Below are 22,181 nucleotides of genomic sequence, written 5' to 3' on the forward strand. Positions count from 1 at the left end.
CAATGTCCGATCACGGACTTGTCCAGTATGTTATATCATTACACGAGTCAACAGTGGATGCTCTGCATTGCAGCAGCACGCCTGCAAGGTACGCAGGTTCGCAGCACAGTCCCTGCCCCCCCGGCGGCAGAGATCACCATTCGAGCCCTGCACCCCAAAAAGCGGATCCACCTGCCCGCCATCAGGACTGTCAGGAGAATGACCGTCCCGCCTTCGACGAACTCTATCCTCCCGCCGAGATCGGCCGCCTGTCGGCCGTGACCGCCGCGCGCCTTCCCGTCAATGTGAACGGCACCATCATCCGGCAGGTCTGAGAAGCCGCCGATAGAAGCCCGTCAAGGAGCCGAGCGCTTCTCGGCAGACGTCCGCAGTCCATAGCGGGCAATCTTCTCGTTCAGCGTACGATGGGGAATCCCGAGGCTTATGGCGGCCTTCGCCGTACCGCCTTCGTGTCGCTCCAGGGCTTCGCGGATCAGATGGGCCTCGTAGGCCGCGAGTCGATCCGGCAGTGCGGCATCGGCAGACGCCGGGGCCTCCTCGGAATGATTCGCCGGTTCATCGAGGCCCAGCGCGAACCGTTCCGCCCGCGCCTTGAGTTCGCGGACATTGCCGCGCCATGCCTCCTCGCGCAATTGCGCCACGAGACCGGCCGGTACCTGCCGCTCGGCGCGGCCGTAGCGATGTGCGGCAAGCGAGGCGAAATGTCCGAATAGCAGGCCTATGTCCTCCCTACGCTGCCTGAGAGGCGGAATGCGTATGTCCACGGTCGCGAGCCGGTAGAAAAGGTCCTCGCGGAACCGCCCGGCGGCGATCTCGCCGGAGAGGTCGCTCTTGGCGGCGGCGAGGATACGGACATCCACCGGCCGCGGGCCGTTTTCCCCGAGCCGCTCGATCACCCTTTCCTGAAGAACGCGAAGGATTTTCGCCTGCAGGCTCAGTGGCATGGATTCGATCTCGTCGAGGAAGACCGTCCCGCCCGCAGCATGCTCGAACTTGCCCTGCCTGTCCGACAGCGCTCCGGTGAAGGCACCCTTCACATGGCCGAAAACCTCGCTCTCGAAGATGCTCTCGGGCAGCGCAGCGCAATTGATCGCCACGAAAGGACCGGCCGATCGCCGGCTTTGCCGGTGCAGGGCCTGGGCAACGAGCTCCTTGCCGGTGCCGGTCTCGCCGATGATCAACGTATCTATGTCGACGTCGGCCAGCATTGCAACGCGGCTGCGAAGATCGCGGATGGCCGGGCTGTCGCCGACAATCTCCATGCCGCCGCCCTCCCGGATCAGTCCCTGAAGCCGCGCGATCTCCTGTTTCATGCGGCGCTTTTCGACCGCCTTGTCGAGGACGGAGAGGAGGTGGTCGGCGTCATAGGGCTTTTCGATGAAATCCTCCGCGCCTTGCTTCATCGCCTTGACCGCCACGGTCACGTCGCCGTGGCCGGTCATGAGAATGACCGGCACCTCTCCGTGCGTCCGCACGATCGAGTTCAAGAGCGTCATGCCGTCTATGCCCGGCATGCGGATATCGGTCATCACCACGTCCGGCTCGTGGCTCATGAGCTGCCTATAGGCCTCTTCCGCCCGGTCAAAGGCGGAGACCGAAAAACCGCTGATCTCCAGCCAGTCGGTGGCGGCTTTCAGAAGATCGCGATCGTCATCGACCAGGAGAATGCGCCCACGGCTCATTGCGCTGCCTCTACAATGGCGGATCGACTGCCGATTGGCATCGAAACGGTTGCCACCGTACCGCCGCCGGGGGCTTCCGCAAAGGTGATCTCGCCACCGAACTCCCGCAGGATCGCGGTCGCGATGGCGAGGCCAAGACCCAGTCCCTCGCCGGTGAGTTTGGTGGTGAAGAAGGGCTCGGCGATCCGGTCGCGATGTTCAGGGGCAATCCCTGACCCGTTGTCCGTGACGACGACGCTCACACGCCCGGCTTCGACCGTTCGCCGGATCAGGATCAGCGGCCCCTCCCTGCCCTCGACGGCATCGAGCGCATTCAGGATGAGGTTGAGCATGACCTGCTCGAGCTTCACCGCAACGGCCGTGACGACCGGTGCCGGCCCCGATGCATCGTAGAACGGCACGACGCCAAGCGTCTTCGCCCTTGGTGCGGCGAGATCAAGCGCGTTGCGAATGACCAGGTCCATGTCGACGGGCTCGAGATCGGAGGCTCCCTTGCGGCCGAAGGTCTTCAGGTGCTTGACCGTCCGCTGCATTCGTTTGACCAGGGCACGGGCGTCGAGAAGCCGCTCGCCAACCTTTTCCGTGCCCCCCTTCTCGAGGAGGACACCGGCCGTCGCGAGCGTTGCTTCCAGCGCCGCGAGCGGCTGACTGACCTCGTGGACGATTGCCGTCGACATCCGCCCGAGAGCGGCCATCTTCTCCGAATGGATCAGCCCCTCCTGTGCGTGGCGCAGTTCGTCTTCGGTGCGCTTGCGCATCTCGACTTCGCGGGCGAGATCCCGGGTTCGCCGGGCCACCTTTCGCTCCAGGATCTCGCCTTGACGCAGGCGTGTCCGGATCATCAGCGCCCGTTGCTGAAGGAAATAAAGCGTCCCGGTGGCGACGATGCCGGCGATCAGCGCCGCAAGCGCCCAGAAACCTGCGACCTTTCCGGTGTCGCCGGCGCTCGTTGCCGCCAGCACCAGCCAGCCGTCCGGCTGGACGACCGAGAATTTCGCCACGAGCTGCTGCTCTCCCTCCTCCACAAGGAGCGCCGGAGCTTCCGCTTCTCCGGACGGCAGTGCCGCCACGCTCGTCGGCAGGATCGGCCTCGTCGCGGCGACATTCACACCGTCATATTTCCTTTCTTTTTCTACATGCGCCAAGGCCTCTGGCGAAAGCGGCACGAGCGGGCGGTATTTCCAGTCCGGATTGCCGGAAAGAAAGACGATTCCCCATTGATCGGCAATCGCGGTCTGGACGCCCGCAGCCTTCCATGTCGCCTCGAAAGGCAGGAGATCGGCCTTCACGACGACGATGATCGGCGGCCGGCCCGGCACGTCGATCCTCGAGGTCAGAAAGTAACCCGGTTTCCTGGTGGTGACGCCGATCGCATAATAACGGCCCGCGCCGGTGCGAAGCGCATCTTCGAAATAGGGTCTGAAGCTGTAGTCGTGCCCGACGAACGTCTCGGGCGTCGCGAAGTTACTGGCGGCCAGCGCAATGCCGCGCTCGTCGAGGACATAGAGCTCGGCGGCTCCCGCCTGTGCGACCACCGTCTCGAGGTAGCGGTTTGCCGCTTCGAGAACGTCGGGGCTCCGTTCCGTTCCGGCAAGGGCGCGTATGCGGGCATCCTCCCCGAGAACCAGCGGCAGATAACGAAAGCGCTCGATCTCGGTCTCGATCGCCCTGTTCGTCACGACCAGGCTTCGCTGCAGTTGCCCTTCCAGCGAACCGATCGCCGCACCGAGCGCGAGATGATAGGCCACGAAGGGCGCAATGCAGGTCAAGACCAGCATCAGGACGGTCATTCTGCCGATGTTGCGCATCATTGCCGTGGTCTCATTCCTCCTGCCTGTACTTCTCCTCGGCGACGGCGCTATGGCTTCGGGCTATCGCATGGCCGCAGGACGATGGGGTCCTGGCTTTGCGCCGCGAGCTCTCGGCAGCCGCCGGCGTCACAAAGCGTCCAGCCGGAGACGGTCGCCCCAGAGGCGGCCAGCACGAGCTCGGGGATCGGCGGCAGGTCGGGCGTCCAGACCCACCAGCCGCCCTGGCGACGGGCATTCTCTCCCGGCTCCATTCCGGCACCCGAACCCTGCACGCGCGCCTCCTCGAGAACGAAACCCCCGGTCGTGACGGCCCAGCGCTCCTGCCATTCGGTCTTCTCGACCGAATGGGTCCAGCCGAGGGTGAAGACACCTGCAGCAACGGTGACGGCCTTGCCGCCGATGATGCAGGCAAGCGCGCTCATGCTGGTTCCGCCTTCTGCCCGCCGGCGGCGTGGCGGGCGCGCCGCCAGATCAGGACGGCGAAAGCCGCGGAGAGTGCAAAGCCGACCTCGTCGGTGACCGGCAGGGCCGCCAGCAGCGTAAAGGCGGCAGCGGCTGCGAGGACCCGCTCGAACGCCCTGAGCCGGACCGCGGCGAAGCCCACCACGGCGGTACCCCATAGCGCGATCGCCAGGCCCGTCTTGACGACGATGTAGGCAACGGCAGCCGGATAGCCGATGGATCCGGCCAGTGCGCCGCCATCCTGCAGCATAAGGGCCGGCGAATAGATGGCCATGAAGGGGATGACGAAGCCTGCCGCCGCCACCTTGATCGCCTGGATAGAGATCCTCAGCCCGCTTTCCCGCGCGATCGGCGCCGCGGCGAAGCAGGCAAGCGCCACCGGCGGGGTCAGATCGGCAAGAATGCCGAAATAGAAGACGAACATGTGGCTGACGATGAGCGGCACGCCGAGTTCCAGAAGCGCTGGCCCGGCGATCGACGAGGTGATGATGTAGTTCGGGATGGTGGGAATGCCCATTCCCAGCACGAGGCAGGTCACCATGGTCAGAAGCAGCGACAGGAACAGGCTCTTGCCACCGACCGAGACGATGAACTGGCCGAAGGTATTGGCCGCTCCGGTCAGCGTCATCGTGCCGATGATGACGCCGACGAGCGCGCAGGCGATGGCCACCGGAAGTGCCGTTTTCGCCCCTTCGGCAAGCGCGTCGCGGCATATCACCAGCGTCTCCCGTCCGCCCTTCAAGAACGCGTTGCCGGCAATCAGCAGCGTCAGTGCGGCGACGATCACGCCGATGCCGAACTGGAAGAAGGCGGCCGCAACGAGGCCGAGACCCACCCAGAAGATGATCCGGATGACGCCGGCAGGAAGGCCCAGCGCGAGCGAACTGCCGAGGATGAGAAGGCCGGTGAAGGCGAGGCCGACGGTGCCTGCGAAAAGCGGCGTATAGCCGGAAAACAGCAACCAGACGAGCGCCGCCAGAGGCAGGATCAGGTGCCATTGCTCGAGGATTGCCGCCTTGGCCGAGGGCAGTTGCTCCTTAGGCAGGCCGAGCAGCCCGTACTTGCCGGCTTCGAGATGCACAATCCAGAAGGCGGAGGCGAAATAGAGGATCGCGGGTATGATCGCCGCCTTGACGACCTCGTAATATTCCACGCCCAGCGTCTCGGCCATGATGAACGCGACCGCTCCCATCACGGGCGGCATGATCTGCCCGCCCATCGACGCCGTTGCCTCGACGCCGCCTGCAAAGGCCGGCCGATAGCCGAACTTCTTCATCAGGGGAATGGTGAACTGACCGGTCGTCACCACATTGGCGACGCCGGAACCGGAAATGGTGCCCATCAGACCGGAGGAAATGATCGCCACCTTCGCGGCTCCGCCGCGCTTATTGCCGACAAAGCTCAGCGAAACATCGTTGAAGAGCCGGATCATGCCTGCCTTTTCGAGGAAGGCGCCGAACAGTATGAAAAGGAAGACATAGGTCGAGGAGACGAAAGTCGGAATGCCGTAGATGCCTTCCGTTCCATAGGCCATGTGGTCGATCACCTGCGAGAAATCGTAGCCGCGGTGATCGAAGGGGGGCGGCAGATATTCGCCCAAAAGGCTATAGGCCAGAAATACGCCGGAAATGATCGGCAGGGCCGGTCCCATCAGCGCCCAGGCGGCGGCAAAGACGACGGCGAGCGCGACGACCCCGAAGACGATGTCGCGCGGCAACGGGTCGCCGGCACGCACCAGCAGCTCCGCATATTCGTAGCACTGATAGAACGCGACCGCTGCACCGAGGAAGGCGAGGCCCCAGGCAATGATCTTCGCGGCCGCGCCGCGGCCTGCCAGCGTCGCCAGCAGAGGAAAGACGAGGACCGTGACGAAACCGACGTGAACCGCGCGCACGATCTGGCTGGGGAAATCGACGAGATGCGCCGCGGTGGCGATCTGGAACACGGAAAAGGCAAGGGCGATGGCAAACAGGATCCGTCCGTCCCATGTCGCCGGAAAGGCCTGGGTCAAGGCGTCGTGCCGGTGCAGTTCGGCAGACATGGCACGGCTTTGTTCATTGGTATCGTTGATCATGATTCCTCCCCGAATCCAGCATGGCCGGCGGCGCCACCGCAATTAAACCTCAAGCTTCCGATCGGATCGCAAAGTGCTGCATTGCGTGGCCGGACGCCGCCGTTCTCCCTTAAAGCACGTCGCCTTCAATGAAATTCAGCGACGCACCTCAGGATGTTGTCTGCCCGTAGTCATCCAAAACCGCTGGGACGGTTTTGGGAGACCTGCATCAGAGCAGGCCTTTTTCCTTGTAGTAGCGCTCAGCCCCCGGATGAAGCGGAATGGGCATACCCTTCAGCGCGTCCTCGATGCGGATATTCTCGGCTGCCTTGTGGGCTGCAGTCAGCGCGGGGAGGTTCTCGAAGAGCTGCTTCGTCATCTGATAGGCGGTTTCATCGGAAATCTCCGAATGAGTGACGAGGAAGTTGACGACAGCGACCGTTTGCACGTCGGTGTCCTGACCCTGATAGGTGCCGGCCGGGACAGTCGCGGCGATATAGGGCGCGCCGAGCTTGGTGGCTATCTCTTCGGGGACTGCGACCATCTGCACGTCGAGCGAGGTCGCCAGATCCTTGAACGAGGAGACGCCGAGGCCGGCCGATTGCAGGGTCGCATCGAGCTGGCGGTTCTTCATCAGCTCTACGGATTCGGCAAAGGGCAGGTACTCGGTCTTGCCGAGGTCGTCATAGCTCATACCGGCGGCGTCCAGAATCGCCCGCGCATTCAATTCCGTGCCCGACTTCGGAGCGCCCACGGAAAGGCTCTTACCCTTGAGGTCTGCGACGGTCTTGATGCCCGACTCCTTCGACGCCATGATCTGGATGTAGTTCGGGTAGATCGCGGCGATGCCGCGCAGCTTGTCGAGAGGTGCCTTGAAACCGGCATCCGCGTTGCCCTCCCAGGCAAGCTTCACGGAATCGCCGAGGGAGAAGGCGATCTCGCCACGCCCCTGTTGCAGGAGATTGAGATTCTCGACCGAAGCCTTCGTCGCCTGCACCTGCGTACGGACGCCTTCGATCTTGTCGCCATAGATCTTCGAAAGTGCGACGCCGAGCGGGTAGTATACCCCGGAAGTGCCGCCAGTCAGGACGTTGATGAACTCGGCTGCGCCTGCCGATGCGGCAGAAAAGGCGATGGACGTGCTTGCGATCGCCGCGAGGGCGGCGCGTTTCAATGTTCGATTCACAGAGATTCCTCCCATTCATTCACATTTGGCGCGGAAGACCGTCCCTCCGGAAACGGACCGCGGCACTACACTAGCAAGAGATGGGCCAACTCTAAATGATTGATTTTGTGGAAGCGTGAGGAAGCCGCCCGGTGAGCCGGGGCGGAATCTTGCCAGAGATCGGGCAGTCGACAGCAAGAATTTGCCTCGCCCCGCTCTTCAAGAACCGGTCGCAACCCGAACATGACAGCCTCTGTGGAGTCGGGCGTATTGTCTGACTGTCAGGGTTTCCCTGAACACGTTCAGTAGTACGTCTGCCCATGACGCTCTTTATGAGCACAGGCTCCCTTGCTCAGAGGCTTCTTATCCAACCGATAAACGTTGTTGTTCCGCTATTACTGCGAGCCAGAGGAATACTCCGAACTCTTCTTTCCGGAACTTAAGTCTACCATGAAAGTTTCCTGAAAAGCACGAAATGTGAAGGAGATCTTCAAATGGCAGACAGAGGACCCACAGTCGTCAATACTGGCGGAAGCGGGGGCGGTTGGGCCGTCGCAATAATCCTGGCTCTCGTGATCGTCGGAGCGCTGTTCCTGTTCGGGGGCGATCTGCTGGACGGTGCCGGTGGTGGCGGCAACACCGATGTGGACGTCAACGTACCCAACGTCGAAGCACCTGAGGCACCCTCAGGTGGTCAGGGAACGCAGCAAGCCCCCTCGGGCGGGACAACGCAATAGTGAGCCATTTGCTTCCGCCATTCCGGACGGAAGTGAAGTAGCGGCTCTGGCTTGGATGCGAGCCGACAGGATTGCCGCGCGTTCGACGGACGCGCGGCGCTGCAGATGTTCGACACCGGTATTCTGAGATCGGTGACTACCGCATACCCTTGCACCGGCGCCGCTCGGCCGGCGCTTTGTGCGCGAGGTGCCCCACCCGCCTGGAGACTCTCAGGCTCCAGCCGTTTCCGCTGGCTTTCCAGTCGTTGATGCAGGATCGCGTACACCCGGCCGCGTCACGACCGCTCAGCCGGCGCGCTCTGAATCTCGACACCAGTTCGGCCGGATCGACCATGATCGCCAGCATGAAACCGACCGGCGCGAGCATATATGCAGGAATGCCCGTCGGCACGCTGATGAATGCAGCGACCGATACGGCAGCGGCAATGCAGATCAGATTCGTAAGCGGGTGGGTGATCGTCCTGATACAGGCTTCAGAAATCGTGTTGTTCCGTCCGTAGTCCGACAATGCCATGGAGAGATCCATTCGATCTATCTTGAGTTGTCACTCGCCTGCTGCATGTTTCCGGCGCCGGATGCGATTCCACGAGGAAACGATCGGCAATTCAACCCGCTGCAACGGCCATTGAGCGTCCATCGAGACGCGCGTCGCCGTATCTCCGGCAGCGCGATTGCTGCAATATGTACCCTGAGGCTCGGCTGGCAACGGGCCTAGGACCTTTGCCTATATGGGGTCGGACCAAGGTCCTATAGATGGAGGCGGTCGGCACCCTAGCTCCCTGGCTTCCCACCTATACAAGAACCGAAACCTTTTCAGCGACACTTTGAGGCGGGCCCCTGCCGCTTTGGCGGGGCCCCGCTTGCGTCATTGGAGCGGCGGCGGCGGATTCGTCTGGCGGAAATGCGAGTGCCCGCGCAGGGGACGACGCGGGCACTGCAACAGGTTCGGGTCCTGATGTCGCTGGGGGACAGAAGCGACACTAATTAATTCTTCAGACGATAATTTGTTCCACTGCGGCCGCGCGCTACAAACATCCTCGGCCGGCGGCCGCTTCGTGCAGTCGGTCAATGCTCGTTGGCCGGCGCTCCATGCGCGGTAACGATCGCCTGGGCTTCCTTGCCGTAGAGTTCCTCGAAATGATCAAAACTCTTGGAAAAATAGCCGATGCCCTGGGTAGCGGATCTGAGCGAACGCGCCAGATCGTCGAGCGCGCTGCCGGGAAGAAGGGCGCGGAAGATGTCCCAACCCTTGGCCCCCTCGTCCCTGTCGAAGCCTAGTACCTGGCCTTTCAGCGCCGCGACGATCGGCACGAGACTGCCGGAATAGATCGACGGCACGTGGATTTCGACGCGAAAGACCGGCTGCATCAGGACGGAGGCGGCCTGCGAGAGCGCCTGACGGACGCCAAGCTTGCCGGCCGTCCGGAACGCATATTCCGAACTGTCGACAGAATGATGCTGGCCGTCGGTGAGCAGCACGCCAACGTCGATGACCTTGAAGCCGAGGGGGCCCTTTTCCATCGCTTCGCGCGCGCCCGCCTCGACCGCGGGGATGAAGTTGCGCGGCACCGCACCGCCCTTGACCGTCTCGGCGAAGGAAAATCCGTCGCCTCGCCCATTGGGATGGACGCTGAGCTTCACATCCGCGAATTGACCGGCCCCGCCGGTCTGCTTGCGATGGCGGTAGTGAACGTCCGAGGATTTCGATACCGTCTCGCGGTAGATCGGGCTCGGGGGGCGGTCGCTCACCTCGACATGGAAGACCTCCGACAAGGTCCTGCAGACTTCGCGCAGGTGCACCGGCCCTTGAGCGCAGACGAGCTGCGCACCGGTCCCTTCCTCCTGCATCACCTTCAGTCCCCGATCGGTCTCGGCGAGTCTCGCAAGCGTTTCAGACAGCTTGGTCTCGTCGCGCTCGCTCGCCGGCACCAGTATCCGTTCGAGCATGGGGGTCGGCGGCGTCGTCCAGTCGGGCGCGGCGAGCGCCGCGCCCGCCGTCAACAAAGACGGGACCGGCAGATGATCGGATTTGACTGCTCCGAAGAGCTGGCCCGCCTCGGTCACGCCAGAACCGATAAGCCGGCCGGTTGCGGGATCCTGCAGAGCGCCGAGGCTGGCGCCGCCGAGCGCCGCCCCCTGCTTCACGCCGTTCTGGAGGGCGCGGGCAAGGACCGTCTTGCCGACGCCCTGGCGATAATGAGCATGGAAACTGACCGCGAGCAGTGTCGCCTCGTCGACCCCGGCACCGGCGGCAAGCCGCTTTCTCAGAGCTTCGGCACGCGGCGCCTCGTGGCGGAGCGCCTTCATCAGCCTCATCAGGCCGTTGCTGTGGCTTGCCGAGCCGAGGAGCACCGGAATGATCTTGTTCTCGTTCAGAACCCGTGTCGAGATCGAATAGATCACCTCACTGGCCGGCTCGCGATCCTCGATGAGCTCTTCCAGCAGCCAATCGTCGAATTCCGAAAGATGCTCAAGAAGCTCCGCGCGTGCTTCGTGTTCGCGCTCGAGCGCACTTTCGGGAATCTCGAAGAGAGAGGAAGGCTGTCCCTCGCGATAGCGCCAGGCCCGCTCCGAAATAAGATCGCAGCTGCCGATGATCTTGTCGCCGTCGCGGATAGGAACCTGCCGCAGGATCAGCGGTCGGCTGCAAAAGTCCTGCAGGGCAGCGACGATGTCCCTTATGCGCCCTCGCGGTTCGTCCATGCGGTTGACGAAGAGAATGCACGGGGTGCCGGACGCCTCGATCATACGCAAATAGGGCGCGGCGAGAACGGCTTCCTCCAGTATCGGTGAAACACAAAGCACACAGGCGTCGCTCGCGAGCAGGGCATGCTGCGCATGCGCCAAAGCCTCGTTATTACCGGGGACGTCGAGCGCACACCAGGCTTCACCGCCGAATTCGAATTCGGTGAGGCCCAATCCATAGGGCGTAACAGATTTTTTAGGCTCGCCTCCCAGCGAGCCCACCCTTTCCACGAGCGTGGTTTTTCCGATCTGCGAAGGACCGAGTACAGTAAAGCAGCGCATCGGCGTTCCTCCCTCTGCCAGGATGACACTGCCGACAGGATGCCCCCCGAAGAGCGAAAGCGCCAGAGATTGCTGCCTTTTCTTGCAAAAATTGCGCGTTCTGTGGAAGTGACGCGCCTGGAGCACTCCGGGAAGATGCGTAGCGGTTTTCCGTCCGGAAGTCCGTAGTTCCAAAGACTTAGCGCGCCAGCGCGTCCAAGATATACTGAAACGCTCTAAGCGGTGGCGCTCGGGGCGAACTCGGCGATGAGCTCGTGGCGGTCGCCAGGATAAGTAAGCAGCACGCTTGTGACCGGCACGCCGCCGCTCCAGGTCCGGCGCTCGATAACGAGACAGGCCGCACCAACGGGAATTTCAAGCGCCTGGGCCGTCGGGCGGCTTGCCGCAACGGCCCTGATGCGGTGTTCCGCCGTGCTCCAGGGCACCTTGCCGAGCAGCCACGAGCCCGGGGCGGCGGTCTCGAATGTCTCGCTTTCGGCTTCCGGCACCGCCGAAAGATTGATCAACCGCTCCTCGAAGCAGAAAACCCGCCCGCCGGCAAAGTGGCGGCAGGTGATATCCAGAAGCCGCGACGAGGCGGGCAGATCGATGCGCCCGTCGTCGCCGGCACGCATCTTGCGCACAGTTCGCTCGCCAAGCCGGTAGGCGTAGTCGAGCCCGAGGGACTGCACCTCCCGCTTAACGTCGTGAATCTCCATCACCGCGGACTGGACCTGCGGAAAACTGACATAGCTTCCCGACTTGCGCCGCCGCTCGATCAGGCCCCGCTTCACGAGTTCGCTCAAGGCCTTGTTCACGGTCATTCGCGAACAGCCGTATTGCTCCGTGAGTTCGTGCTCGAACGGAATGCGGTATCCCGGCGGCCAGTCGCCGGAAAGAATGTGGCTCTCTACCTCGCTCAGAATTTTCTGATGCAGCGACAGGGGCTGTTCCTGACGTTTCTTTTCGCTGTAGGCACGATTACTGGAAATGGCGGGACCCTCGCTCGTAAACGACCCCGTACCTTACCCGTTTCGCGCCGCGACGACAGCCCTCCTGCATGTTTCCCGAAGCGTCGTCGCATCGAGAAGAAATGCAGCCATTTCCCTGGATGCGGCGGTCAATAGAAGAGATGCCACGGCGCCAGAAATGCATGCGCCCACTCCGGCTCGCGTCCGCCGTCGCCCTGCGCGCCATCCTGATCGGGACAGGCGTTCCCCCGTTCCTTGCACACCGCCGGCTTGCGGGCTGCGATGCCGCGCACAGGTGGAACGAGATAGCCGAGGGTCATTCCGCCGAGATAGAACATGCCTGATCCTTCTCTTATCCGACCTTCCAGGCTCGATCCTTTCACAATCCGGCCGGCTGTCAATAGTCTACAAATTTTATGATCTACTGGCGAGCGCTTTTGCTGCAACGGCCGGACGAGGCTTTGCTCGGATGTGCCCCATTCCTGTAGCGGTCTCCGGCTGGACAACGGTCGAGTTGTCCGCGGACAACCAATGAGCAGACAAAGGATAATGCCGCAGCGCTCCGGCGGCACATCCGCGCTTTTTGTTAAGCGTTTGTAAAATGGCAACGAATCGGCGCATAGTATAACTGCGCAGATCGGCTTCTATTGGCGAATTTTGCGCAGTTTTTGGAGAGTTGGAATGTTGCAGCAGAGAATCCAGAGTCTTGAGGAGCAGGAGCATCTGCCATCGCTCTTGTCTGCCGACGCTCGGGAACTCGCACACCAGTTGCAGGAGCATCAGAAGAAGATCTTCTCTCCGTCGGCACAAAAGACGATGCGGCTCTTCAGCCCGGCAGAGGCAGCGGCGTTCATCGGAATCGGCGAAGGTTATCTGCGCCAGATCGCCTCAGAAGGCCACGGCCCGCAGCCGCTGTCAAACGGTCGCCGCATGTATGCCGTGGAGGACATCGACCGGATCCGCCGGGTTCTCGACGAAGGCAGCAAGAGCGGCAAATATATTCCGCATCGCCGATCGGGCGAAAAGCTTCAGGTCGTCTCCGTGATGAATTTCAAAGGCGGTTCAGGCAAGACGACGACATCCGCTCATCTTGCGCAGTATCTCGCCCTGCGCGGCTATCGAGTGCTGGCGATCGACCTCGATCCGCAGGCCTCGCTCTCCGCCCTCTTCGGTCATCAGCCGGAGTTGGACGTCGGCGAGGGAGAAACACTCTACGGCGCCATCCGCTATGCCAGCCCGCGCCCGGTAGCGGACGTAGTGCGTTCGACCTATACGGCCAACCTTCATCTCATTCCGGGCAATCTCGAGCTCATGGAGTTCGAGCACGAGACGCCGAAGGCGATGGTCGCAGGCTCCACCGAGACGATGTTCTTCGCGCGGATCGGCGAGGTGCTTTCCGAGATCGAGAGCTTCTACGACATTGTCGTCATCGACTGCCCGCCGCAGCTTGGCTTCCTGACCATGTCGGCGCTCTGCGCCGCAACCTCCGTGCTCATCACCGTGCATCCGCAGATGCTCGATGTCATGTCGATGTCGCAGTTCCTGTCGATGACGAGCGAGCTCATGGCGGTTGTCGAGAACGCCGGCGGACGCACCAGCTATGACTGGATGCGCTATCTGGTTACGCGTTTCGAGCCGAACGACGGGCCGCAGAGCCAGATGACCGGTTTCATGCGCGCGATCTTCGGCAACCGCATGCTGCAGAACGCCATGGTGAAATCGACCGCGATCTCCGACGCCGGCGTGACCAAGCAGACGCTCTACGAAGTGGAGCGCTCGCAATTCATACGGGGTACCTACGACCGGGCGATGGAATCGCTCTCGCTCGTCAATGCGGAGATCGAAGAGATGATCCGCAGGGTCTGGGGGAGGAAGTAACCAATGGCGCGCAAAAACCTGATCGCCATTTCCGACAGCCACGCCGCAGCCGACGGGGAGCGTCCGGCCGTCGGCCGTCCGATCGCCGGCCTTGCGCCCGCCCCGCGGTCGAACGGCCTGGTCGGCGGCATCACCAGATCCCTTTCGAATATCACCCAGAAAGTCGAGCGCGCGGAGGAACTGGAGCGTCAGCTTGCCGAAGGGCACGCGATCGTCGAACTGGAGCCATCGCTGATCGACTCTTCTTTCATCATTGATAGGCTGGGTGTCGCTCCCGAGGTTCAGGCCATGCTGGTTCAGCAGATCCGGGACCACGGACAACAGGTTCCGATCCTCGTACGGCCGCATCCGACGGAGAGCGGTCGTTACCAGGTGGCCTATGGTCACAGGCGGCTTGCCGCATTGCGCGAGATCGGCAGCAGGGTAAAGGCCGTCATCCGGGAGTTAAGCGACGAACAGCTCGTCATCTCCCAGGGACAGGAAAACAATGCCCGCACCGACCTCTCCTTCATCGAGCGCGCGTTGTTCGCGGCTCGCCTCGAGGAGCGAGGTTTCTCGCGGGACACGATCATGTCGGCGCTCGGTGTCGACAAGGCGGCGCTTTCCAAGATGATTGCAGTCGTGCGGCGATTGCCGTTGGGCGTCATCGAGGCCATCGGTGCCGCGCCCGGTTTCGGGCGAAGGCGATGGATGGAACTCGCCGATCTCATCGAGCGCGACGATCGCCGGCTGAGGGCCTTGGAGTTCATCGGGACGGCAGAGCTCAAGAAGCTGGACAGCGATCAGCGTTTCGAAAAGCTCTTCGCCTTCCTGAGCCTCGCAAGGAAACCGTCAAAGGCGGAAACCTGGGTTGCTCCTGACAGGAGCCGCGCCGTGCGCATTCGTGAAACCGACACGGAAACGATGCTGGCCTTCAGCAAGAAGGCAGCACCGGGCTTTGCAGATTTCGTGAGGCAGAGGCTCGAAGCGCTCTACCTCGAATATCAACGGGAAACAGGAGACTAAACAGAGCAAAAGAAAAAGGCTTCCGAACGACTAGCGCTGCGGAAACCCTTCTCTCGTGTAGCAACTTGAGAATCCCACTTCCGCGAATCAGTGTCAAGCGTTTTTGACGTCGTTTCGGCGAACGGATTTCTTTTGCCTTGGAAAAGGTGAAGAAAAATGGAACGTGGAAGTGTGACGACGCCCTTCGGGCGGCGGGCGATGACGCTTGGCATGCTCGCGAGTCAGATCGCGGCTGGTGACATCCCGCCGGACCGATCGGTGGACAAGTGGAAATTGTTTCGTTCACTTTGCGAAGCGAAGACCGTAATCGGCGTGTCCGACCGGTCACTTGCAGTGTTGAACGCCCTTTTGAGCTTCTATCCGGGTGCCGAGCTCTCGCGAGAAAGCGGTCTCGTCGTTTTCCCGTCCAATGCACAGCTTGCGCTCCGCACGCACGGAATGGCGGGTACGACGCTCCGCCGGCATCTCGCATGCCTCGTGGAATCAGGCCTGATCCTCCGGCGCGATAGTCCGAACGGAAAGCGTTACGCTCGAAGAGGTCGTAATGGCTCGGTAGGCGAAGCCTTCGGATTCGACCTGTCTCCTCTCGTCGCCCGCGCAGAGGAGTTCAAAACCGCCGCTGCCGAACTTGCCGCAGCGCGGCAATATCTCCGTTTGATGCGCGAAAGACTGAGCCTCTGCCGGCGAGACGTCGTCAAGCTCCTCGAACTTCTTCGCGAGAGTGCACCGCAAACCGAATGGCAGTTGCAACAACGGCGATACGAAGCCCTTTCCGTGCCTCTCTCCCGTAAGGCCTCGGTCAAGGATGTCGAGATCCTTCACGAGGCTATGGAGGGACTTCGTGCCGATCTCTCCAATCAATTGGAAAAATTGCTTAATTCCGAAAATATGGACGCCAATGATCGCCATAGTGGGCGTCACATACAGAATTCACATCCAGACTCTCAGTTTGAATCTGAACCTGGCTTTGGAAAAGACCTGGGGTCGTTTTCGGCAGGCGCCCAAACCTGCAACCGGGACGTTGCCGCACCGGGATCTAGCCTCTCGCAAGCCTCGGCGCCCAGCAACGGTTCGTCACCGGCCAGCTCTGTGCCTCCGCTTTTGCCTGACCCGCGGCTCACCCGGGAAATCCCCCTGCCGGTCCTCCTCTCCGTGTGCCCGCAGATTGCCGATTACGGACCACAGGGGCGGATTACCACCTGGAAGGATCTCCTAACCGCCGCGATCGTTGTTCGGACCATGCTGAATGTAAGCGCGGATGCCTATGACGACGCCTGCGCGGTTCTCGGCCAGGAAAATGCCGCCAGCGTCATCGCCTGCATCCTGGAGCGAGCGGACCGCATAAGTTCGCCCGGCGGCTATCTACGGGTCCTTACCGAAAGAGCAAGGCGACGGACATTTTCGGTTGCGCCGATGGTCGGAGCCTTGAGCCGTGCGCGAAGACAAGGCGAGCCGCTCGCCAGCTGATGTCTATCGTTGCACAACGTCTATATAAGACAGGGACCTCACGCGGTCGCATGGAAGCTTAATCGTGCGGCGCCTGATGCGAAGACGGCCTTTTGGCAAGCGGCAAGCTTGCGCCGGTGAAGGCTTGCGATTGCATTGGCGCCCCAAATGGCGGAAACTCGCCTCGGCCACAGATTCGCAACTGCGGCTCGATTTGACCGCCTTTGGTGTCTGTTTTTTAACAGATTTGCTTCTATCGTAACTCATTGGCGAAAAAGGCGAAGCTTCGGCACTACGGAAGCAATTTCGCCCTTAGCTTCCGTCACACAGACGGCGGCCATAGGGGATCGGACGACGCCAGCAAAGTCCCATTGACCGCCTCCCCTCCCCTCCTTCGAATTAGTCTAGCTCCGTTCAGCGGAGCCGAACAGCTGGAATAGAGTACGGCTGGCCGGACGATATGCCGGTTTCCAGCCACAAGGCCGCTTCCATTGTTGACAGCTGTCAACCAGGCGGGCGCTTGCCGATCATTCGCGCCAATGTTCTGCTACCCAAGGGCTCGGGAGGATGTAGTGGCGAAGGTAGCGGAAGGGGCGCTTCTCTCTTCTGTCTGGGGAAAAGAGACCGCGAACATGACCGAGTGGCGTAGTTGCCCGCCCCTTGTAACCGAACTGTCCGTCTATCGCATGCTGAGGCAGCAGGCCGCGCGGGAAAATGACTACGCGCGCATCCGCCAGTAACCGCGGCGGGAGGAAGTAGTTCAACGGGAAGGGACGCCGGCAGTCCTGGCGGAAATGCAGAACGAACCGCCGGGGAAAAAATTTAGCCCCTCCCGGCGCGTTGCGCGTCACGAAGCGCTGCTCGAACTCGTATTCGTCCGCCACCTTTTGCGGATCGGCGCGGAACTTTTCCTGCAATGGAAGCAGCTTGCCGACCGGGAAGCGGAACAGCGACGTCTGCCCCAGGCGCTCCAGAGGCGTGGTCTGATTGCGGGCCATCACGACTTCGTCGGCATTCCCGATTTGGAAAAACGCGTCGAGCGATCCGACAATCACGAGATCGAGGTCGAGAAAGAGCACCGGCCCCTTGAGTTTGCCGAGCTCCGGCCCCCAGAGGCGCGCCTTGGGCCAGATCCCCTTGGTGTTGACGGGCATTTGCTCGACATCGAGGGGAGGAAGATCCTCGCAGAGGATCTCCGGCCGCAAGCCTTCACGATTATCGGTAAAACAGGTGAAGGTGAAAGGCGGCGTGATATTCCGCGCCACCATCGCGAAGAGGCGATTCACGAAAGGCGCGCCGTATTTCGTTCCCCAATTTATGCAGATCACCTGCTTGACGCCGCCGGACGCGGCGAGAATATCGGATGCCATTCGCGCTTGCCTTTTTCCTGTGTTTCACGGCGCCTCCGCGAGGTTGACTTCGCCGCGGGGCGTTGCGCCTGCCCGGCACGCGATCGCTGTTGCAGGCACCCCTCCTGGACAGTCCGGGCGAACCTGGGAACTCGCTGTCGAACGTCCCCTTGCGATGGCGGCCGAAAGTTGACAGCTGTCAACCGCACGAAGGCGTACGGTCCTAGGTCGGTCTTAAGATTTTCGCCACCGGCGTGCAAGCATCGGCGTCGCCTCCCTCCGGGAAGCAGGTGCAGGCGGAGCACAATAGGGGTGGAAAAACTTCGAAAAGCTGTGCTGGAAAGGAAGCGCGTGTTAGGTTCCGTATCGCCTCCGACACATCAGTTTCAGATGAGATACGAAATTCCCGATCCCTTCGAGCCGGCGCTGTTGCCGGCATTGATTTCCGCCGAAGACGGGCTGGCCCGGCTCGACGAGCGGGCGGGGCGCCATGCCGTGGCCGAGGGCTTCCGGGAGCGCGGCCAGTTCTTCGATGCGGCTGCGGCCCTTTGGCTCGCCGGGGAACTCGTCCATGTCGAGGATCTGGTCCTTCATGATTCTCATATGGATACGCGCGCGCCGTCACACGAGTTGACCATTGCGCATGCGGTTCTGAGGACGCGGCGGCGCTTGGATCTGGCCGATGCCGACTGGGCCTTGTCGACCTTCGGACTGAACGCGTTGCGCGGTGAGGGCAGATTGGTCCCTAGGCAGGAATCTCTTGAGCCTTCGGCCCTCCGGGGAGATCCGGACGAAACGCATGTGCCAGATGCGGCGGACGATTCGATGGACAGCTCCCTGTCCGACGCATTTGCCGAGATCGATGCGGCGATCGCCCGGTCGGAACGGCTGTTGGACATCCATGCAGGAAGCGCGGCCGAGGTGGAGCAGGCCGCCATCGGAACACAGACACAGAGAGTGGAGCCCACCGGGCAACTCGGCCTGCTCTTCGACGACGATTGGGATGAAACCGCCCGGCTCGACGCCTGGCGCGCCGTGCTGCCGGTCGCAGATCAGCTGCCCGCTTCGCTGGGGGCTGCCGTTCTCTTCGATGCCTGGGAGCGCATCGAGCCGCTGCGCCGGCAGCACTGGCTCGGCTCGCTTCTCGTCGGCGCCTATCTGCGCTTTCGCGGCAAGGTCGGCTCGCATGTGCTCGCCTATAATACGGGCCTGAAGACCATTCGGCACGAGCGCCGGCGGTCCAAGGACCGGCTGACGCGCCTCACCGGTTTTCTCGAGGCGATGTCCGCGACCGCCGAGCTTGGCCTCAAGGAACTCGACCGCCTGTCGCTCGCCAGGACGCAGATGGAGATGCGCGTCAGAGACCGCCGCTCGAACAGCAATCTCCCGGGTCTGATTGATCTTGTCCTGTCGCGGCCGATCGTCTCGGCTCCTCTGATCGCGCGCCATCTTGGGGTCACTCCGCGCGGCGCTCTCAATCTCGTGCGTGAACTCGGTGTGCGTGAAATGACGGGCAGGGGGCGCTATCGCGGTTGGGGCGTGCTTTGAAAGCAGCCAGAGAAATGGCCGTTTCAACTCCGCCGCAAATTAAGTTCGCTCGTCACGACGCGCTTGCCTGAAGCCGGATCCACGTCGACGGTACTCAGCCGCATCCCGTTCGCACCGAGCTTCTGCACGATGAGCGTCGCCTTTCGGTCGCCATTGACCTCCCTTGCCCAGGTGACGGTGAGATTGATCGCGTTGCCCCGACGGCTGCCGGACAGGGCGGAGCGCCCGCCTCTCGGGCCGACATAGACGCCGCTATAACGCGTTCCGTCGGATCGCAAATCCGCGCTGATCGAACGCGACACCACCAGCAGGCCACGGCAGGTTCCTCTCATCGCGAGGGCCGTATCGCTCGCCTGAGAGTCGAAATTGCAGGACACGTTGATCGGGCCCCGGTCGATGCGGAGCAGCACCGTGCCGCCGCCGCTCCATCTGCCTTCGAGCGAACTGAGAAAGGCCGCCTCGTCGGCAGGGGCGGCGCTCATCTCGAAGGGAAGCATCCCCCCGATAAGCGCGAGTGAGGCAAACAGGAGGCGGAATCTTTTTCGCGGCATCATCGTCATAGGCTTCCCCTTCTCGACGAAACGCGCGTGGCGTTATCAGTCCGCATGAAACGACAGCATCGCTGAGAAGGTTCCGGCGTGTGCCGGATGATTTCCGGCGATCCTTCGATCGACGATCAGGCGAACCTCTTTGCGCCGGCGACGCAGGCGACGATCGCAACCGTTGCGGCAAGCATGCCCCAGCTGACCGTTTCGCCAAGCAATGTCGCTGCGAGCGCCAGGCCGAAGAAGGGCTGCAACAATTGCAACTGCCCCACCGCCACGATGCCGCCCAGCGCCAGGCCGCGGTACCAGAAGACGAAGCCGACAAGCATGCTGAAGACCGAGACATATCCGAAACCCAGCCAGGAAGCGGTGCTTAGGCCCGCAAGGCTCGGAGGCATGGTGGCGAGCATCAGTGCCGCCATGACCGGAAGGGAAAGGACGAGGGCCCAGGAAATGACCTGCCACCCCCCAAGCTTGCGCGACAGTTTGGCGCCCTCGGCATAGCCGAGCCCGCACGCGATGATGGCCGCAAGCATCAGGAGATCCCCGACCGGCGACGCGGAAAAACCCTGACGGGCCGCAAAGCCGACGACGATCGCGCTGCCGAGGCCGGAGAACAGCCAAAAGGCCGGGTGCGGACGCTCGCCGCCGCGCAGCACGCCGAAAATCGCGGTCGCGAGCGGCAGAAGACCGATGAAGACGATGGAATGGGCGGAGGTCACGTGACGCAGCGCGAAGGCCGTCAGGAGCGGGAAACCGACGACGACCCCGAGCGAGATCACGGTCAGAGATGCGAGATCTCCCCGGGCAGGCCGCCTTTCTCGGAATGCGAAGAGAAGACAGAAGGCGAGAATTCCGGCGATCGTGGCCCGGGCGACGGTCAGGAAGATGGGATCGAAGTCCATCACCGCAACGCGCGTGGCCGGCAGCGATCCGCTGAAGATCACGACGCCTGTCAAACCGCTCATCCACCCGCTTGCTGCCTTGTTCATACCGATGCTCCCTTTTCTCCGGTATCGGGCGGGACCGCTGGCTCTTCCAGAGACAGTAGGGTACAGTTTCGAAGATCTGTCATGGAGCAGGGACCAGTACGGATACAGCGGGATGCAATGAGTGCCACCGGCGAAAGCCTGATCGCCAGGGTGATGGGAACGGTGAAACACCGGATCGCCGCGCGGAGCTTGACGCCGGGCGCAAGGCTCCCATCCATCCGCTCCTTCGCGTCGGCCATGAAAGTCTCCAAATCCACGGTGGTCGAGGCCTATGAGCGGCTTCAGGCCGAAGGCCTGATCCGATCGCGGCCCGGCTCCGGCTTCTTCGTAGCGGCGCCGCTTGCGCCGCTCACGCTTGCCGAGATCGGCCCGCGCGTCGACCGTGCCGTCGATCCTCTATGGATCTCGCGCCAGGCACTGGAGCCGGGGGAGGGGGTGCTGAGGCCCGGTTGCGGCTGGCTCCCGCCGTCCTGGATGCCGGAGGCGGGATTACGGCGGGCGTTGCGCGGTATCGCCCGCGGCGACGCCGCGATGCTTGTCGATTATGGTGCGCCGCTCGGATTGCTGCCGCTGCGCCAGCTCCTGGCAAGGCGCGTGGCGCAGCACGGAATCGAGGCTTCGCCGGATCAGATATTGCTGACCGAATCCGGCACGCAGGCGATTGATCTGCTTTGCCGTTTCCTGCTGAAGCCGGGGGATGCGGTGCTGGTCGACGATCCGTGCTATTTCAATTTCCACGCACTTCTCAAGGCGCATCAGGCAAGGATCGTCGGTGTTCCCTATACGCCTGGCGGTCCGGATATCGGTCGCTTCGGCGAGGCGCTCGCGCAGCACAAGCCGCGGCTCTACATCACCAATTCCGCCCTTCACAATCCGACCGGCGCAATGCTGTCGCCGCTCGTCGGCCATCGTGTCCTCAAGCTCGCGGAGCAGTCCGGGCTGACGATCATCGAGGATGACATCTTCGCCGATTTCGAAGAGGCGCCGGCGCCGCGGCTTGCGGCTTTCGACGGGCTCGAACGGGTGGTGCATATAGGCAGCTTCTCGAAAACACTCTCGGCGGCGGTGCGCTGCGGCTTCATCGTGGCGCCTCGCGACTGGGTGGAGGCGTTGACCGATCTGAAGATCGCTACCTGCTTCGGCGGCGCCGGATTCTCGTCCGAACTGGTGCTGGCGCTCTTGAAGGACGGCAGCTATCGTAAGCATATGGAAACGGTGCGCCAGCGGCTGGCAAGGGCGATGGCGGAGACCGCCGAAAGGCTGACCCGGATCGGGATCACGCCCTGGATCGAGCCGCAGGCGGGAATGTTCCTCTGGTGCCGGCTGCCGGCGGGCATCGATGCCGCAAAGCTCGCGAGCGGAGCTCTCGGCAGAGGCATAGTGCTCGCGCCGGGAAATGTTTTCAGTCATGCGCAGACGGCCGGCGGTTTCCTGCGCTTCAATGTCGCCCAGTCGGAAGACGAGCGGCTTTTCCGGGAGCTTTCAGCGCTGATGGCCGCTGCGTAGGTCACGATCATTTTAGGCCTGCAAA

18 protein-coding genes are annotated in these 22,181 nt (G+C 62.4%); 6 read left to right on the top strand and 12 right to left on the bottom strand.

The genetic code is table 11. The features are described 5' to 3' along the window. Window positions 1–335: 335 nt before the first annotated feature. From SINAR_RS0105850 to SINAR_RS0105870, 5 genes are all read right to left on the bottom strand, one after another. Window positions 336–1,682: a sigma-54-dependent transcriptional regulator gene (locus tag SINAR_RS0105850; protein ID WP_027998211.1), complete on the bottom strand. Its 1,347-nt coding sequence runs from the start codon at window positions 1,680–1,682 to the stop codon at window positions 336–338. Then, entirely contained in the window at window positions 1,679–3,493 is a 1,815-nt protein-coding gene (locus tag SINAR_RS0105855; protein ID WP_027998212.1) for a sensor histidine kinase, read from the bottom strand. Before SINAR_RS0105855 ends, SINAR_RS0105850 begins: the two co-directional genes overlap by 4 nt. A gap of 47 nt (window positions 3,494–3,540) precedes the next feature. Further along, on the bottom strand, window positions 3,541–3,915 hold the full coding sequence (locus SINAR_RS0105860) for a DUF1850 domain-containing protein (RefSeq protein ID WP_027998213.1): 375 nt from the start codon (window positions 3,913–3,915) through the stop codon (window positions 3,541–3,543). After that, entirely contained in the window at window positions 3,912–6,029 is a 2,118-nt protein-coding gene (locus SINAR_RS0105865; RefSeq protein WP_027998214.1) for a TRAP transporter permease, read from the bottom strand. Before SINAR_RS0105865 ends, SINAR_RS0105860 begins: the two co-directional genes overlap by 4 nt. Window positions 6,030–6,237: 208 nt before the next feature. Then, on the bottom strand, window positions 6,238–7,182 hold the full coding sequence (locus SINAR_RS0105870; RefSeq protein WP_027998215.1) for a TAXI family TRAP transporter solute-binding subunit: 945 nt from the start codon (window positions 7,180–7,182) through the stop codon (window positions 6,238–6,240). 485 nt (window positions 7,183–7,667) lie between these two features. Between SINAR_RS0105870 and SINAR_RS0105875 the strand changes: the two genes are divergently transcribed. After that, window positions 7,668–7,910, top strand: coding sequence for a hypothetical protein (locus tag SINAR_RS0105875; RefSeq protein ID WP_027998216.1), 243 nt, complete (start codon window positions 7,668–7,670; stop codon window positions 7,908–7,910). Window positions 7,911–8,046: 136 nt separating this feature from the next. Here SINAR_RS0105875 and SINAR_RS1000000137125 read toward each other — a convergent pair whose 3' ends face one another. The 4 genes from SINAR_RS1000000137125 to SINAR_RS0105895 form a co-directional block, all read right to left on the bottom strand. Then, entirely contained in the window at window positions 8,047–8,436 is a 390-nt protein-coding gene (locus SINAR_RS1000000137125) for a hypothetical protein (protein ID WP_158500188.1), read from the bottom strand. Between the two features lie 539 nt (window positions 8,437–8,975). After that, window positions 8,976–10,937 carry an elongation factor G gene (locus SINAR_RS0105885; RefSeq protein WP_027998218.1) on the bottom strand — a complete coding sequence of 654 codons (1,962 nt, stop codon included), beginning with the start codon at window positions 10,935–10,937 and terminating at the stop codon, window positions 8,976–8,978. 215 nt (window positions 10,938–11,152) lie between these two features. Next, on the bottom strand, window positions 11,153–11,860 hold the full coding sequence (gene hutC / locus SINAR_RS0105890) for a histidine utilization transcriptional repressor HutC (RefSeq protein ID WP_084617087.1): 708 nt from the start codon (window positions 11,858–11,860) through the stop codon (window positions 11,153–11,155). A 176-nt stretch (window positions 11,861–12,036) separates the two neighbouring features. Beyond that, complete coding sequence (locus SINAR_RS0105895; protein ID WP_027998220.1) at window positions 12,037–12,225, bottom strand: hypothetical protein; 189 nt, start codon at window positions 12,223–12,225, stop codon at window positions 12,037–12,039. A 346-nt stretch (window positions 12,226–12,571) separates the two neighbouring features. Here SINAR_RS0105895 and repA point away from each other — a divergent pair, with 346 nt between their 5' ends. The 3 genes from repA to repC all read left to right on the top strand — a co-directional run bounded on the left by repA (window position 12,572) and on the right by repC (window position 16,237). Beyond that, window positions 12,572–13,765, top strand: a complete 1,194-nt coding sequence (gene repA / locus SINAR_RS0105900; protein ID WP_419761325.1) for a plasmid partitioning protein RepA — start codon at window positions 12,572–12,574, stop codon at window positions 13,763–13,765. 3 nt (window positions 13,766–13,768) lie between these two features. Next, on the top strand, window positions 13,769–14,770 hold the full coding sequence (gene repB / locus SINAR_RS0105905; RefSeq protein ID WP_027998222.1) for a plasmid partitioning protein RepB: 1,002 nt from the start codon (window positions 13,769–13,771) through the stop codon (window positions 14,768–14,770). Window positions 14,771–14,926: 156 nt separating this feature from the next. Continuing rightward, a complete protein-coding gene (gene repC, locus SINAR_RS01000000133080; protein WP_033057008.1) occupies window positions 14,927–16,237 on the top strand; it encodes a plasmid replication protein RepC in 1,311 nt (436 codons plus the stop codon). A gap of 506 nt (window positions 16,238–16,743) precedes the next feature. Here repC and SINAR_RS0105920 read toward each other — a convergent pair. Then, on the bottom strand, window positions 16,744–17,586 hold the full coding sequence (locus SINAR_RS0105920; protein ID WP_027998225.1) for a hypothetical protein: 843 nt from the start codon (window positions 17,584–17,586) through the stop codon (window positions 16,744–16,746). A 369-nt stretch (window positions 17,587–17,955) separates the two neighbouring features. Here SINAR_RS0105920 and SINAR_RS0105925 point away from each other — a divergent pair, with 369 nt between their 5' ends. Then, a complete protein-coding gene (locus SINAR_RS0105925) occupies window positions 17,956–19,113 on the top strand; it encodes an RHE_PE00001 family protein (protein ID WP_027998226.1) in 1,158 nt (385 codons plus the stop codon). Between the two features lie 23 nt (window positions 19,114–19,136). Here SINAR_RS0105925 and SINAR_RS0105930 read toward each other — a convergent pair whose 3' ends face one another. Together SINAR_RS0105930 and SINAR_RS0105935 are read right to left on the bottom strand one after the other, a co-directional pair. After that, window positions 19,137–19,667 (bottom strand): hypothetical protein, encoded by a 531-nt coding sequence (locus SINAR_RS0105930; protein ID WP_027998227.1) that lies wholly within the window; start codon window positions 19,665–19,667, stop codon window positions 19,137–19,139. Between the two features lie 122 nt (window positions 19,668–19,789). Then, complete coding sequence (locus SINAR_RS0105935; RefSeq protein WP_027998228.1) at window positions 19,790–20,650, bottom strand: DMT family transporter; 861 nt, start codon at window positions 20,648–20,650, stop codon at window positions 19,790–19,792. Window positions 20,651–20,731: 81 nt separating this feature from the next. On the opposite strand from SINAR_RS0105935, the gene SINAR_RS0105940 reads away from it, so the two are divergent. Next, window positions 20,732–22,156: an aminotransferase-like domain-containing protein gene (locus tag SINAR_RS0105940; protein WP_027998229.1), complete on the top strand. Its 1,425-nt coding sequence runs from the start codon at window positions 20,732–20,734 to the stop codon at window positions 22,154–22,156. Window positions 22,157–22,181 lie beyond the last annotated feature (25 nt).

It is taken from the genome of Sinorhizobium arboris LMG 14919, from assembly GCF_000427465.1.
In the GTDB taxonomy this organism is placed as follows: Bacteria; Pseudomonadota; Alphaproteobacteria; order Rhizobiales; family Rhizobiaceae; genus Sinorhizobium; species Sinorhizobium arboris.